Genomic DNA, 14,834 nt, shown 5'->3' with positions numbered 1-14,834 from the left:
CAGCGGCGGCTCGACAGCCCCCCCCCCACCACAGCCCTGCGCACGCGCCTGGGCCGCCCCGCCCCGCCGCGAGGCCCCCCCCCGACGGAACCCGCAGGACGGGAAACAGCACAGGTCCGTCCCCCGGGGCACACGCCCGCCCCCGGGACCGCGTGGGACTACCTGAACAGGCGGTCGCCGCTGTTGGCCATGCGGTGGGTGCCGCTGTGTCCGTTCACCCAGTCACGGACCATCTTGACCGCGTTGCCGCACTGCCAATTGTTGTCGTAGTCGCGTACCCCGGTGAAGGCGCCGTAGCCCGCGATGATGCCGTCCACGCGAGCGTTGCCGAGGAGCTTGTCGACGTACCACGGGTCGTTGTAGGTGGTCGTCCAGGAGAACGTGGCCGCGAGTCGTCCGGCGGCGCGGTCCCCGGCACCCTTCTTCAGCTCCGCGCAGGTATTCCAGGTGGCCTCGGTGCAGTTGCCGAACCCCTTGGTGATGTCGCTGTCGCCGTAGTCCATCGCCCGCTTGCCGTTCGGGAATCCGGAACCGGATCGGTTGAACGCGTTCACGGCCTGATCGCGGGTCCCGGTCGTGGTGATGCCCTCCAGCGGGCCGAGCCTGCCCTCCAGGCTCTGCCAACCCCGGCCGCCGATGTCCGGCGTGTTGCCGCCGTGGTACTCGTAGAAGCCGTAGAGCACCTGGATGCCGGCGGCCGTCAGGCGCTGTGCCTTGTCCCGCAGTCCGGCGACGCTGCAGGTGCGGTTCGGCGCCTCTCCGCAGTAGTTCGGGTCCTTGATGTCGAGCCAGACCAGCGACAGACGGCGTCCCGCGTTGGCGTTGGAGAGGATGCGGTCGATCATGCTGTCGAAGCTGGGGCCCAGCCGATTCTCGCCGGCCGAGGAACAGTCGTGCCAGGCACGCCATTCGTTCGGATTCCACCAGGCACAGACGTCCACCTCGATCGCGTTGGCGCCGTGGTTGATCGCCGCGTCCACACCGTCCAGGGTGTCGACCCGGTGCGCGATGGCATAGATCGCCTGACGCTGATCGGCCGCCGCCGCCGGAGTCGTACCGAGCAGGGTGACGGCGACAAACCCGCACAAGGCCGCCACCAGCGCCGCCAATTGCCGTGGCCTGGTGCCACGCCGTGGGTGAGTGGTCAAGACGCTACTCCTTCGTTCGGGTCATTCGGGTGTCCCGGGGCGCACGACCACCGAGCGTCGACATCCGCGTCGACGTCGGCGGGCGGGTGCACGCCGGATCGGCTGCCGCAACGTTCGGCGCGCACGCTCGCCCGCAGAGCCGACCGGCTGAGTCGGGCCCGCAATCGCCGTGACGCCATTGGCAGTTGGTCCATCGGCTGTTGACGCCGGGTTCTTCAACGTGAGCATCACAAACGTCACGCGGCGGCCACGGATCGGGTTGCATGCGCTTGCGAACAACCGCGGGCGGCATACCCGACCGGCGCGGCAGCCGGGCCGGCCGCTCGCCGAAACGAACTCGGAGAATCACCGGTTCGTGCGGGGGAGGCCGCGCGCGGCCTCCCCCACCCGACCCGGCGCGGCTCGGACCTGGGCTCCGCAGAACACGGCGGCAACGCAACCGGCCACAACATCGACGGGCTCCTGCGCGGCACCACCCTGCCACCGCGCTCATCCGACTCGGCCTGGCCGACTTCGCGACCACCGTCGCGGCATCCCCGGCTCTCGAACGGCTATCGACCCGTCCATGGGGACGTCGGACGACAAGGGCGCCGAGGCGCTCCGCACCGGTCGGCCGCTCGGGCATCCACGGGCGGCGGCCCTCGGCCACCACTTCATCACCACCACGATGCACAAGCGCGTCGCCGCCGCGCCCGACCCCGACCACGCTCAGGAGCCCAACGGCAACAACGACAAGGCTTACCGCTACGTCACCGGGCGACCGACCCGCCCGGGACGCGCGAGTGTGAAAGTCGCCGGGCGCGGTCCCACCGCAGTGGTTTCGATGCCCCACACCCACACCACCACCCGTCCGACACCGAACCGGTATGTGCGCAGCCCCCGACCCACCGGGACCCGCCGGTCGGTAGGGCGCCCGGAGCGCGATGCCACGTCCGACAGCGGGTTCGGGCGCGGACACGATCCGCGGCTTCGGCCACCGGCTCCCGGACCCGGCCGACGCCGACGCGTCGCTCGTGAACGCGGCCGAGCCCCCTGGTCGACGGCGACATCACCGGCGCCTGCGTCACCGCGATGTCGCCGCCGCGCCCGGATCGGGGCGTGGTCCGGTCGGACCCAAGCAGGTCCGGTCAGACCTTGGTCCACTGGGCCCACGTCAAGGTCCAGCCGCTCCAGCCGTTGTCCGCGTCGATGACCCGCTCCGGCGAGTTGATCACCTCGACCACGTCGCCGACCAGCGAATTCGCATAGAACCAGGCGCCCGGTTTGCCGGCGTCGCCACCGCCGACCACATCCTCCAGGCCGACACAGCCGTGGCTGGTGTTCGACCGGCCGAACGGCGGGTTCGCCTTGTCCTTGAACCAGTGGTTGCCGTGCACGTAGGTGCCGCTCGTGCTCAGCCGCATGCTGTGCGGGACGTCCGGGATGTCGTACGAGTCGGCGCCGAAACCCACGCTCTGCCCGGACATCCGGATCGTGCCCTCCTTGGCCATGATCAGCATCTTGCCGTTGTAGGTGGTGAATTCGTCGCTGCCCAGGCTGGCCGGCAGCTTCTTGAGCAACGCGCCGTCGCGGGTGACGGTGAGGGTGTGGGCCTTGCTGTCCGCGACGCTGGTCTGCGCCCGACCGACGGTGAAGGTGACGGTCTTCTTCTGCTTGCCGTAGACGCCCGGGGAGGTCTGCTTGCCGTCCAGGTCCAGCCGGAGGGTGACCTTGGTGCCGGGCCGCCAATACTTCTCCGGACGGAAGTCCAATCGCGTATTTTCCTTGAACCAATGACCCTTGATTTCGACTGCGGGCTCCGAGGTGACCGTCACCGACCGGTTGACCAGCGCCGTGTCGGTGACCGCCTTGCCGAAGGTCAGCGACACGATCATGCCGACGCCGTAGGTCTCGTTCGCATCGATGTTGAAGTAGCCGTAGTTGGTGTTCGCCGGGGTGAGTGTGGTGAACGAGGACTGCATCGCCGACACCAGCCCGGCAGCGTCCGTGGCACTCGCGGACACCGCGTACTTCATTCCGGTCTGCAGTGCCGCCGACGGGGCCCAACTGGCCCCGTCCGGTGCGATGGCGCCCTCGACGGCCGTGCCCTCGGCGGTCTTCACGACGACCTCGGTGAGCTTCCCGGCGGTCGCGGTGACCTTGAGCGCGCCGTCGGTGGCCACGCCCGTCGCGCCGTCCTGCGGGGTGACCGTGACCACCGCCTTGGACGTCTTCGGCGCGTCGCCGCCGGGATCCTTGGCCCGAGCGGTGGACTTGCCGTCGCCGGGGCCCTTGCCGCCCTTGTCGTCCTTCGAATCGCCGCTGCTGCACGCGCCTGCGCCCAACAGGGCGACGCACAGCGCCAACGCCGGCAGGACGCGGCGGGCGCGCCGCGCCGGAGACCTCCTCGGGTCTTCTCGGGTGGTATTCGGCATGCGCTCTCCTCGGTTGTGGTTCCCGAGGGAATGACAACCGCGGCCACCGAACACGTCACGGGGTCTGCGCATGACGTGTATCACCGCTCGAACCGGGAACCGGGAGCACCCGAACCACGGTGTGAGCAGCGGAGGTTCGCCGCCAGGCCGGCTTGGGCATGGGCATGCCTGTCGACCCCGCCTGTCGACCCCACCACCCGGAAGTCCGGCCGACCCGGCTCGGTCAGAGCTTGCGGGCGACTCCGCCGAACTCGATCCATTCCGCGGTCTCCTGGGTCGGCCCGGGCGTTCCGTCCGGGCGCCAGGTGGAGACCTCGACGAGGCCGGGGTCGAGCAGTTCCAGACCGCTGAAGTACGTCTCGACGTCCGCCGCCTCGCGGACGCGCCCCCAATTGCCCTGGGTAGCGGTGAGCATGAAGTCGCTCAGACGCTCGCGTACTTCGGAATCCGCCGAGACCAGGTGCGAGATGACGACGAAGCTGCCCGGGGCGAGTCGGTCCATGACGCGTCCGACCAGAGCCGCCGGTTCGTCGCTGTCCGGCAGGCAATGCAGGACCGAGACGAACAGCGCCGCGGTCGGCTCGGTGAAGTCGATCAGCTTGGCCACGTCGGCGTTGCCCATGATCGCGTCGGTGTCCCGAAAGTCCGCGGTGATCACGGTCGTTCGGTCGTTGTCCGCGAGAATCGCGCGTCCGTGCGCCAGCACGATCGGGTCGTGGTCGATGTAGGCGACGCGCGACGCCGGGTCCACGCGCTGTGCTATCTGGTGCACGTTGTCCTGGGTGGGCAGGCCGGATCCGTGGTCGAGGAACTGCCGCACGCCGTACTCGCTCGCCAGCACCCGGACCGCGCGCTGGAGGAAACGTCGATTGTTGATCGCGAGCGCCCGTGTGCCCGGCGCCGCCTTGGACAGTTCCTCGGAAGCCTCTCGGTCGGCCCGGTAGTTGTCCTTGCCGCCGAGATAGTAGTCGTACATTCGCGCCACGCTGGGAACCGTGAGATCGAACCCGCCGGGCGGGCCGACCCTGGCCTGGCCCCGGGCTTCATCCTGCGCGTCGATCGGGCGCTCTGCCATGCGAATCCCCTACGTATATCAGGCGATTGACTGCGCGTCACACGATATGAACACGCCGGACACAGCCTAACCGATGCTTGATCGAGTCCATGTCCTGCCATGCTGTGGCCCCGCCGCGACACGAGATCACCTCCCGCCTCCGGCCGGCCGGCCGATCGCCGCCGGCCCCGTCGAAGGCGCCTGCCGCCGGCCGACCGCCTCGACAGCCCCGGCGCCCGTTCGGGACTCGACGGCACCGAAGCCCGAAGCCCGTCCACGCCGAACCGACACGAGTGGCATACCTACCGGTCGCCGGTCGCCGGTCGGTGCCGACGCCGAACGGCGGCGCCGGTCACCCGCGATCCCGCGACCGCGACAGGCGCCGTCCGCTCCCGCCTTCTACCGTGGAGAAATGGCCCACCCCCACCGAGCGTCGGAGAGATCGCGATACTCGGGCGCGACACGCACGTCCCGGACCGACTACGCCGGTGCCGTCTACGGATCCCTGCTCGCGGCCTCCGTGGTGGCCACCGCCGGGACGCTGGGCCAGTACCCGCGACTCGAACTCAGCATCCTGCTCATCGTCACCGGTCTCGTCTTCTGGGCCGCCCACGTCTACGCCCGCCTGGCCGGTGAACGCGTCCGCGGCTCACGTCCCACCCCTGCCGAACTGCGCCGCGTCGCACGCCACGAACGGTCCATCGTCGAGGCCGCCGTAATCCCCGCGGTAACCGTGGCCGTGAGCCCCCTCCTCGGCCTCGGACTCGCCGCCACCGCATGGCTCGCGCTCGGCATCGCCGTGATCCAGCAGGTCGTCTGGGCCTCCCTCGGCGCCATCGCCGCCGGCGCCGGCCGCAAGCAGGTGGCCGCCGAAGGCGCGGTGAACCTCCTCCTCGGCCTGACCATCGTCGCCGCCAAGGCGGCGCTGGGCCACTGACCGGCACCCGGTTCGCCCGAAGCCGCGCAGCGGTACGCATGCCGGGTCGCCTTGTCGCCCGTCGGTCCCGCCGTCCGCGCCCCCGCCCCGGCACCGGTCCGAAGCGAGGCTCGACCCCCACGCGGGCAACGCTCCGCCTGCCGACACCCGTTCGACGCATCCCGGCCAGGGCGGCGATCAGGGGCCTGCCCACTCCCCGAGCATGCGGAGCGTCGAAGCCGGCGGGCCGACCCTGGGATTCGAGGCCCGGGGCGGTGAATTCGTCCGCATGGAGCACCGACGGTGCGCCGACCTTCCGCTTCCCCCTTTCGGCCCTGAGGCCGCCTGTCCCCGACACCTCGGCAAGATGGCGGTGTCGGCAACCAGGATGGCGGTGTCTGCAACACGGAAGACCACGCCGACGGGCCGAACGAGCACGTGGGCTCACACCACACCCACGTCCGTCCCGGTCGCCGGTGGTCGAAACCGTCGGGTGCCCCCGTGCGACGGAAGGTGTGGCAACACGAGGCGGGCCCGGTCCGTGCCGGCGCTCGCCGTGAACCCTCCGCGACCGGCGCGCGAGACTACGCCGCACGTGCCGAGTCAGGGCTGCCCCACCCCGGGAATCGGCCGAGAGTCGAGATGCGTCCCCACCCGTCCGCTGCTGCAATGACGAAGGTGACGGTCACCGGTCGGTCCCCGAGCCATCCCCCGCCGCGAAAGCGCGTAGGCGGACCGTACCGAAACACTCCGACGACCCGACCCGACCGGACGAGGAGCCCACATGAGCAACGAACCCAACGAGCCCGGCCCGATCGACTACCTGGTGATCGAGTTCCCCGGAAGTCGGATGACCGGCGAGGGCCTACCCCTCCTGATCGATCTGGTCGATCGCGGCATCATCCGGGTGCTGGATCTGATCTTCATCCGCAAGGACTCGGACGGATCGGTCCGAGGAGTCGAACTCGCCGACCTGACCGGAGACGATCGCCTCGACCTCGCCGTCTTCGAGGGAGCCTCCTCGGGGCTGCTCGCCCAGGACGACATCGACGACGCGAGCAGGGTGCTGGAGCCCGGCAACTCGGCAGCAGTCCTCGTCTACGAGAACGTGTGGGCCGGCCCGCTCGCAGCCGCCTTGCGCCGTGGCGGAGCCCGGCTCGTCGCCAATGGGCGTATCCCGGTCCAGGAGATCGTGGCGTCTCTCGACGCCGCCGAGGCCAGGGCCTGAGCCGCTTCCGAACGCTGTTCCCGCATCAGTGAGGAGACAGATCATGCCCGGCCTTCTTCGCGGCATCGCCCGCACCGCCGTCGTCGCCGGAACCGCCACCGCGGTCTCCAACCGGGTCTCCCGGCGCCAGGGCGGTCGCTGGGCCCAGCAGGAATCACAGCAGACCGCGCCCCAACCCGCCTACGCCGCCGAACCCGCCCCACCCGCACCGGCGGACGACATGAGCAGCAAGCTCGCCCAACTCAAGGAGTTGGGCGAACTGAAGGAGCAAGGCGTGCTCAGCGAAAGCGAGTTCGAGGCTCAGAAGGCCACGATCCTCGGCTCCTGACCTCGGGTCGGAGGACATCGGCCCGCCGGAAGCGCCTGCGGCGCGGCACCGGGCGGGCCTCGATCCACACGAGCGGCCCGTCCGGCGCCGCCATCGGGATCGCCCTGATCGTGACCTATCGGCGGAGCCGGACGCTCGTGGGACGGCACGGCGGATGCCCGTTCACAAGCCCCACGCGGGACGCACATCACGGAACCCCCGCCCGGTCGCAAGCACCGAAACCTCGGCTTCCACCCGCCCCGGTGGCGTAACTCGGAGTGCATGACTCGGTACGCTCTGCACATATTCAAGCCGTGTACGGCAATTCTTCCGCAGCCGCCCGGAGAGTGACATGAGTACGCAGTCAGAGCCGCCCCACGACGGGTCCGCCCGGGCCGACCACGTGCCGGACCACCACCGGGGCTCGCGCGCGGGGCGGATCGCGATGAGCATCGTCTCGGCAGTGTTGATCACGCTCACCTGCGTCCTGGTACCGGTCTCGCTGATCACCGTGTGGGTGCACGACATCGTGCTGAACACCGATCGATACGTCTCGACGGTCGCCCCGCTCGCGTCGAACCCCGCGATCGAGGCCGCGATCGCCGACCGGATCACCGAGGCGGTCGACGTTCGGGTCGACGGCAAACAGGTCACCTCGGACCTTGCGGCCTGGTTGGAGTCCCAGGGGTTGCCGCCTCGGGTCGGCAACGCCGTGAAGTCGCTGGCACCGCAGTTGGACGACGCGGCGACCCAGGCCGCCCACAAGGCGGCGACGCGTTTCGCCCGGAGCGACAGGTTCGAGACCGTCTGGAAGAGCGCCAACCGCACCGCGCATTCGGCGCTCGACCACGCGCTCACCGGCAAGGGGCGGGGCGCGGTCGGGGTCGACGAGGGCACCGTCACCCTCGATGTCGGCGCCGCCGTGGACTCGGTCAAACAGGACCTCGTGAACGCCGGAGTCAGCCCTGCGGACAAGATTCCCGACGTCGACAAGCAAATGGTCCTCGTCCAGTCCGACAAGCTGGAGAAGTTCAGGAACGCGGCGCACGCGCTCGACGTGCTCGGCAACTGGTTGCCCATCATCGCCGTCGTCCTCGGCGCGATCGGGGTACTCCTGGCCCGGCGTCGACGCCGGGCCCTGGTCACCACCGCTCTCGGCGCCGCCTTCGGCTGCCTGGTCGTGGCCATCGCCCTGGTGATCGCGCGGCGCTTCTATCTGGACCACCTGCCCGCTCAGGTGCAGTCCCCCGCCGCGGCCTCGGCGATCTTCGACACACTGCTGCGCTTCCTGAAGAACAGCCTCCGCACCGGGATCGTCCTGGGTCTGGTCGTTGCCATCGGCGCCTACCTGTCCGGGCCGGGGCGACTGCCGCTGGCCCTGCGCGGATCGATGGAGCGTGCTGCCGACTCCGTCGCGCGGTGGGCCGACACCCACGGGCTGCACACGGGGAGGACGGGCACCTGGGTGGCCGCTCACCGTCGGTGGCTCGCCATCGGCGCGCTCCTGGTCATCGCCCTGTGGTTCGCGCTGTGGAACCACCCGACCGGGCTGACGATCCTGCTGCTCGTGGTCGTACTCCTGGTTCTGCTCGCGATCATCGCGCTGTTGGCCGCGACCGGACGAACGACGCTCTCACGGACACAGACCACGAACGGGCGGCCGGGTCCGGTCGGTGGCGGTACGCCGTGATCCGTTCGACCCCGGATCGGGTCCGGCGACGAGCGTGACGGACCCCGGGCACGACGCGGTCGCGATCCCACCCGCCCACGCCCGGGTCCGGCCGATTTCGGTGTCCGCCGCGGCTCGCTCGGCGGCCGTCGGGTCGCCTTCCGGTCGCGTGGCGGGGCACGCCGGTCGGGGCCCGCTGCTCAGCCGCTTCGGATGAGGTGGACGAGCGGGTGCCGCCGTAGACTTGATACCAGGCCGCCGTACGGTGCGAGCATCGGTGTCCGCACAGTCGCGCGGAGCGCCCGGGCGGTGGCGAGCACGCCGGAGAAGGCGAAAATCCCGGGCGGCATCCAGCGGCGTATCCCACGGATACCGGATGGCATGCCGGGGGGCGGTCCCGACTTTTGCAGATCCCACCGGGGTCGAGCGAAGGAGACCGACAATGGACTATCCACTCCTGAACGCGTTCTGGACCATGCTCTGGTTCTTCCTGTGGATCCTCTGGATCATGCTCCTCTTCCACGTGTTCGGGGACATCATCCGCGACGACTCCCTCAGTGGATGGGCCAAGACGGGCTGGCTGGTCCTGTGCGTGATCCTGCCGTTCATCGGCGTCTTCGTGTACTTCGTCGCCCGCGGGCGCGGCATGGGCGAACGCGACCGCCACCGGGTCGAGCAGCAACAACAGGAATTCCGCTCCTATGTGCGGGAAGCCGCGGCCACACCGGGCACGTCCGAGGAACTGGCCCGCATCGCCGAGCTCAGGAACGACGGTGACCTCACCGTCGAGGAGTACGAACGAGCCAAGGCCAAGATCCTGGCCTGAGGCCGCGGCCGAGGCGGGACAGCCTCCGGGCACGCACCACCGGGTCGCGGGACGCCGCCCGGACACGAGACCGAGAGGCGACAGCCGATGTGCCGATGGCTTGCCTACACGGGAACGCCCGTACTACTCGACAACATCCTGTACAAACCGACGCACTCGCTGATCGACCAGAGTCTGCACTCTCGGTTGGGCGTCGAGACCACCAACGGCGACGGGTTCGGCGTCGGGTGGTACGTGCCCGGCATCGACGCTCCCGCGCTCGTCCGGGACACCGGTCCGGCGTGGAGCAGCCGTACTCTCCGGGAGATCGCCGAGCACGTCAGCTCTCCGCTGATCTTCGCTCACATACGGGCGTCGACCGGGACCGCGGTGCAACAAAGCAACTGTCATCCGTTCCGACACGGGCGCTGGATGTGGATGCACAACGGCGCCATCGCCGATTTCCACCGCGTGAAGCGGGACCTCGCCCTGGCCGTCGATCCGCAACTCTTCCCGGACATCGAGGGATCCACGGACTCCGAGCTGATGTTCTTCCTGGCCCTGACACACGGCTTGGAGCAGGACCCGCCGGGGGCCGTCGCGCGGATGGCCGGTCTGGTGGAACGCATCGGTCACCGGCACGACGTGGAGTTCCCGCTGCAGATGACGGTCGCGCTGAGCGACGGACAACGGTTGTGGACCTTCCGCTACTCCAGCCGAAAAGCCTCACGCTCGCTTTTCTACAGCACTCGCGTGGAAACGTTGCGAGCGTTGCACCCCGATACCGGGTTCCTGCGCGGAATATCCGACGATACTCGCCTGGTCGTGTCGGAACCGCCCGGCGATCTGCCCGGGGCCTGGAACGAGGTCCCCGACGGCAGTTGCGGCATCGTGCAGCCCGGAACGGATGAACTGCTCGAATTCACACCCCTGCCCGCATAGCGTCCACCGCTTCCACCACCAGCGGCAGGCGCGGCCGGGATCGCTACGTCCGCGCCGAGCGGGGTTGGGTCGTGGGGATGCGCCCGGTGAAGAACAGGGCGAGGAGAGCGCTGAGGGCGAGGACGGCGAGCGCCGCCCGCAGGCCGTCGAGTCTGGCTGCCTGGTTCTCCTCGATGGCGGCCTGTTTCACCTCCGGCGTCAGGTGGGTCTTGTCGAGGGCGGAGTCGAGTTGCTCGTCCGACAGGAAGGGCGCGCCGCCTTCGAGTTCCACGGTCGCCCGGCTCGTGACCGACGCCGGAATCGCCGGGTTCCGCTCGATGGCGGCCAGGAACGACGAGGTCATGGCGGCGATCAGCAACGACCCGGCGAGCGCCGTGCCGATCGAGGCGCCGAGGTTGGTGACCGCGTTCTGCACGCCGCCGACCTCCGCGCTCCGTTCGTCCGGGAGTGCGGATACCGTGACCGATCCGAGCTGCGACGCCAACGCGCCCATGCCGAGTCCGATCAGCAGGAGCGGCACGGTGACGATCTCGGGGCCCGCGTCCGCGTCGAGCGCGGCCATCATGGCGACCGCCCCCGCGAGCAGTGCCAGGACGCCGAGTCGCACCACGCGTCGCGGCGAGACGTCCGGGAGGAAGCGCGGGATCAGGATCGCGGCGGCCAGCAGCGTGAGCGAGAGCGGCAGGATACGCGCACCGGTCGCCAAGGCCGATAGGCCCAGCGCGATCGACAGGTAGAGCGGAACGACGAAGAACACGCCCATCTGCACGAGGTACTGGAAGAAGAACATCGTCAGACCGCCGGTGAGTTGCCGATTGCGCAGCATCGACGGATCCACGAGCGGATCCCCGCCCCGGGCCGACAGCCGGGTCTCCCAGGACAGGAAGAGCAGGACGAGGGCCACTCCGGACAACATCAGCCACACGACCATCGAGACCCCCAACCAGGCCGGCGCGTCGGGCTTCGGCCGAAACCACCCCCACTCGGCCGACCGGAGCACGCCGAATACGAAGACCCCGAGCCCGGCGGCGGACAACACCGCGCCGACGACGTCCAGGCGCTCCCGCGCGCCGACCGGCGCGTCGGCGACCCGGGCCGCGAGTACCAGGATCACCGCCACGAGCACCACCTCGCCGGCGAAGACCCAGCGCCAGGAGAAGTAGGTCGTCGCCACACCACCGATCAGCGGGCCCGCCGCGATCGCCACGGCCCCCGCCGCGGCAACGAGCCCGTACGCGGAAGGGCGCCGCTCCGCCGGGAAGTTTCCCGCCACCAGCGCCACGATCGCGGGCAGGATGAGCGCCGCGCCGACTCCCTCCAAAAGCGCCCAACCCAGCAGCAACACCGACAGGTTCGGGGCCAGCGCCGTGGTCAGCGAACCACACCCGTAGATGCCGCACCCGATCATGAACCCGCGCCGACGACCGATGAGCCCGCCGATCTTGCCCCCCGGAATCATGAGCATCGCCATCACGAGTGTGTAGGCCGTGATCGCACCCTGGATCCCGGTCACCGTCGTGCCCACGTCCTCGGCCACCGTCGCGATCGACACGTTCATGACGGAACTGTCCAGTGCCATCAGGAACTGCCCCAGGACAAGCGGAATCAACACCAGTCGTGGCCCTGCGGAACGCACCGGTTTGTCCATCGCGGCTGTCATGGCCACATGGTCCCAACGTCGCGTGCGAGGGCCGATCCACCGCGCCGCGACGTCAGCCGGATGGCCGGATGGCGGGCGCCGACCTCGAAGTGTTGTGTAACGAGGCCCGAGGGGTGGTACCGAGTGCGGCGAAGCCTGCGCACGACTCCGCTCCACCATCACCCACGTGAGGACAACCATGGTCCTTGATCTCGTCCTCATCGGAACGGCCATCACCCTGGGACCGATGCACAACTCCGCGTTCATTCTGTTGTTGTCCGCGGACAGGGGGTTGTTGCACGGGCTCGTGTTCACCCTGACCTGGCTCGTGGAACTCGTCGTGGTGGTCGCGGCGGTGTTGCTGCTGACCGGGGGCAACCCGCCTTCGCGACACAGCGCGCCCTCGACGACGGGTCTGGTGATCAAGCTGACCGTGGGCATCGCGCTGGTGGTCTACGGCGAGCGCAAACGACGCAAGGGCGTCACCCGTTCCCGGGGGAACCCGAGGTGGATGGCCCGGCTGGACCGTGTTTCCCGGTGGACCGCGGCCGGGCTCGCCGTCCTGCTCCAGCCGTGGGCGATGGTCGCCGCCGGCGGCGCCACCGTGATGAACGCGAACCTGTCCTCGGCCGTCACGTTCGTGGCCCTGATGGGCTATTTCCTGCTCGCCTCGGCCACTCTGCTCGGGATGGAGCTGTACGCGACCTTCGCACCGGCCCGGGCACAAGACGAACTCGGGCGGCTGCGTACCGCCATCAGTACCCACCAGGACCAGGCGATCGTCATCCTGTCGCTGCTGCTGGGCCTGTGGTTGGCCGCGAAGAGCACGTACGAACTCGTCAAACTCGCATAGCCGCAGCCACCCCGAACACACCGGGGCCACCGGGGAGACCGGGCACGGCCGCTTCGCGCACTCGACCGCGTGCGAACCCCCGAGCGGCGTATCGGCGCGTCGAAACCGGGGGCTCAGCCCTCGGATTCGCGGATCGAAGCGGCGATCTCGATACCCAGGGCCTCGGCGATGTGGGAGGCCGCGGTCATCACTCGCGCGGTGCCGACCACGGGCGCGATCGCCACCAGGACGTCCTGGATCTGCTCCGGCCTCAGGTCCGCCTCCGAGCCGGCCTCGAAATGGGCCACGTAGGACACCGGCGGCGCGTCCATGGCGACGAGAGCGGCGATACGAGTGAGAATCAGGGCTTCCCGCGTCAGGCCGCATCGTTCCACCGAGTCGAGGGTCATGGCGGCCAGGGTGTCCAGGACGGGCGTGTCGGGCGATGTAGTCATGATGATCTTCCTTGCCGAATGCGGTGCCCGGCGGGCGTCACGCGCCCCGATGGAGCGCGCACGCACGCCGGCCTGCGATCCCCCTCTTTCGACCCTAGAACCGCACGTCCCCGAAGGCACCTCGGCGAGACGGCGGTGTCCGCGGGGCCGAACCATCGGGCCGGTGGCATCGTCCGCGCCGGCGGGATTCATGGCGACGCGAACGCGGCGGAAGGCGGCGGGATTTGCTCCCCGGTCTCGTGTTCGTACGGCGGGCGAATCCCTTCGCGATCGGCGCGCATGCGCGTGCGGCGAACACCGACGGCGACGACGCCTCGTCGCCGTGTCGTGCCCGCTTCGCGACTGTTCGTCCCCTAGGCTCGCCTTTCGCGACATGGAACCTTCGACCGGTGGAGGGCGGGAATCGACCGCGAACCGCTCATCCGGACGCAGGCATCCTGGCTGCGTCCCGCCTTGCTGCTGCGTGTCCTCAATCGGTTCCAGAAGATCGCTGGTTTCGATCGTTCGATGGCTCTGGCCTCCGGTGCCCTGACCGCGCTGATCCCGCTCACGGTGTTGAGCGGTGCCGTCTTCGGCAGTGAGGCCGCCGATCGCATCATCAACCGCTACGGGCTCACCGGTGCGGGTGCCGAGGCCGTCAGGTCGGTATTCTCCGCCGAAACCACGAGTACCGGGGTCGGTGTCTTCGGCACGGTGTTCCTGACCATCTCGGTGCTGAGCTTTTCCCGGACCATACAGCGACTGTTCGAACAGGCCTGGGACCTGAAACCGCTCGGTGTGCGCAATACCCGCAACGGCCTGTGGTGGATCTGCGCGCTCAGCGTCTACCTGGCGCTGACCGGGTGGCTCTACGTGGTCCTGGGCGGAGGACGCCTGGGGCTTGCCGCTGCGGTGTGCGAAGTACCACTGACCACGGTCTTTCTCGTCTGGAGCGGCTCGATGCTCACCGCGAAACGGCTTTCGGGGACGGTCCTGCTTCCGTTCGCCGCCGCCGCGGCGGTCCTGACCGCGGCCTATTCGGTGGTCGCGACCATCTATCTGCCGCCCCTGTTCAATTCCTACGCCTCGCGCCACGGCGCGGCCGGCGCGGTCTTCGGGATGGCGACGGTGCTCTTCGGTGTGATGCTCATCCTCGTCGTGTCGGCGGCGGTGGGGCGGGAGGTGCAGGAGGAACTCGCCCGGATCCGTCAGGGTAAACGCCCGTCCCAGGACGAGGTCCGGCGCCAGTGGGACGACATCGTCGATCAGACGCGGTCGCGTTGGCGCACCGTGCGCAAACGGCCCCTGCACCATCGGCCCGAGGACTCGGCTCGATGATCACCGCACCGGCGATCGACTGAAAGTCGCGGCCCGAACGCCGGTGGTCACCACGGCCGCCGGGGCCGCCGGCGCTCCCCCGCGCGGTGTGCGCCGAACCGGGTCGAA

Annotated in this window: 13 protein-coding genes; 8 read left to right on the top strand and 5 right to left on the bottom strand. The window is 69.6% G+C overall.

What is annotated here, in order from left to right; genetic code table 11:
• Positions 1-158: 158 nt before the first annotated feature.
• The 3 genes from ACFXMF_RS14255 to ACFXMF_RS14245 form a co-directional block, all read right to left on the bottom strand.
• Positions 159-1,148 carry a phospholipase gene (locus ACFXMF_RS14255; RefSeq protein WP_360319099.1) on the bottom strand — a complete coding sequence of 330 codons (990 nt, stop codon included), beginning with the start codon at positions 1,146-1,148 and terminating at the stop codon, positions 159-161.
• Between the two features lie 1,127 nt (positions 1,149-2,275).
• On the bottom strand, positions 2,276-3,562 hold the full coding sequence (locus ACFXMF_RS14250; RefSeq protein ID WP_360319097.1) for an Ig-like domain-containing protein: 1,287 nt from the start codon (positions 3,560-3,562) through the stop codon (positions 2,276-2,278).
• 223 nt (positions 3,563-3,785) lie between these two features.
• Complete coding sequence (locus ACFXMF_RS14245; protein WP_379991358.1) at positions 3,786-4,637, bottom strand: SAM-dependent methyltransferase; 852 nt, start codon at positions 4,635-4,637, stop codon at positions 3,786-3,788.
• A 391-nt stretch (positions 4,638-5,028) separates the two neighbouring features.
• Here ACFXMF_RS14245 and ACFXMF_RS14240 point away from each other — a divergent pair, with 391 nt between their 5' ends.
• From ACFXMF_RS14240 to ACFXMF_RS14215, 6 genes are all read left to right on the top strand, one after another.
• Positions 5,029-5,553: a hypothetical protein gene (locus ACFXMF_RS14240; protein ID WP_360319095.1), complete on the top strand. Its 525-nt coding sequence runs from the start codon at positions 5,029-5,031 to the stop codon at positions 5,551-5,553.
• A 763-nt stretch (positions 5,554-6,316) separates the two neighbouring features.
• Positions 6,317-6,760, top strand: a complete 444-nt coding sequence (locus tag ACFXMF_RS14235) for a DUF6325 family protein (protein ID WP_379991357.1) — start codon at positions 6,317-6,319, stop codon at positions 6,758-6,760.
• 43 nt (positions 6,761-6,803) lie between these two features.
• Entirely contained in the window at positions 6,804-7,088 is a 285-nt protein-coding gene (locus tag ACFXMF_RS14230) for an SHOCT domain-containing protein (RefSeq protein WP_360319091.1), read from the top strand.
• 331 nt (positions 7,089-7,419) lie between these two features.
• The gene (locus tag ACFXMF_RS14225) at positions 7,420-8,757 is read left to right on the top strand and encodes a hypothetical protein (RefSeq protein WP_360319089.1); all 1,338 of its coding nucleotides are present in this window, start codon (positions 7,420-7,422) and stop codon (positions 8,755-8,757) included.
• A 421-nt stretch (positions 8,758-9,178) separates the two neighbouring features.
• On the top strand, positions 9,179-9,562 hold the full coding sequence (locus tag ACFXMF_RS14220; protein WP_360319087.1) for a PLDc N-terminal domain-containing protein: 384 nt from the start codon (positions 9,179-9,181) through the stop codon (positions 9,560-9,562).
• 87 nt (positions 9,563-9,649) lie between these two features.
• Positions 9,650-10,483, top strand: a complete 834-nt coding sequence (locus tag ACFXMF_RS14215) for a class II glutamine amidotransferase (RefSeq protein WP_360319085.1) — start codon at positions 9,650-9,652, stop codon at positions 10,481-10,483.
• 43 nt (positions 10,484-10,526) lie between these two features.
• On the opposite strand, the gene ACFXMF_RS14210 is transcribed toward ACFXMF_RS14215, so the two are convergent.
• The gene (locus ACFXMF_RS14210) at positions 10,527-12,143 is read right to left on the bottom strand and encodes an MFS transporter (protein WP_379991356.1); all 1,617 of its coding nucleotides are present in this window, start codon (positions 12,141-12,143) and stop codon (positions 10,527-10,529) included.
• 178 nt (positions 12,144-12,321) lie between these two features.
• On the opposite strand from ACFXMF_RS14210, the gene ACFXMF_RS14205 reads away from it, so the two are divergent.
• A complete protein-coding gene (locus ACFXMF_RS14205; RefSeq protein WP_360319081.1) occupies positions 12,322-12,975 on the top strand; it encodes a GAP family protein in 654 nt (217 codons plus the stop codon).
• A 113-nt stretch (positions 12,976-13,088) separates the two neighbouring features.
• Here ACFXMF_RS14205 and ACFXMF_RS14200 read toward each other — a convergent pair whose 3' ends face one another.
• A complete protein-coding gene (locus ACFXMF_RS14200) occupies positions 13,089-13,409 on the bottom strand; it encodes a carboxymuconolactone decarboxylase family protein (protein ID WP_360319079.1) in 321 nt (106 codons plus the stop codon).
• A gap of 453 nt (positions 13,410-13,862) precedes the next feature.
• Here ACFXMF_RS14200 and ACFXMF_RS14195 point away from each other — a divergent pair, with 453 nt between their 5' ends.
• Positions 13,863-14,726: a hypothetical protein gene (locus ACFXMF_RS14195; protein ID WP_360319077.1), complete on the top strand. Its 864-nt coding sequence runs from the start codon at positions 13,863-13,865 to the stop codon at positions 14,724-14,726.
• Positions 14,727-14,834: the final 108 nt, after the last annotated feature.

Origin of the sequence: Embleya sp. NPDC059213 (assembly GCF_042754445.1) — a bacterium.
In the GTDB taxonomy this organism is placed as follows: domain Bacteria; phylum Actinomycetota; class Actinomycetes; order Streptomycetales; family Streptomycetaceae; genus Embleya.
The sequence above is the reverse complement of the archived record's forward strand: the minus strand, read 5'-3'. Positions and strand labels throughout refer to the sequence as shown.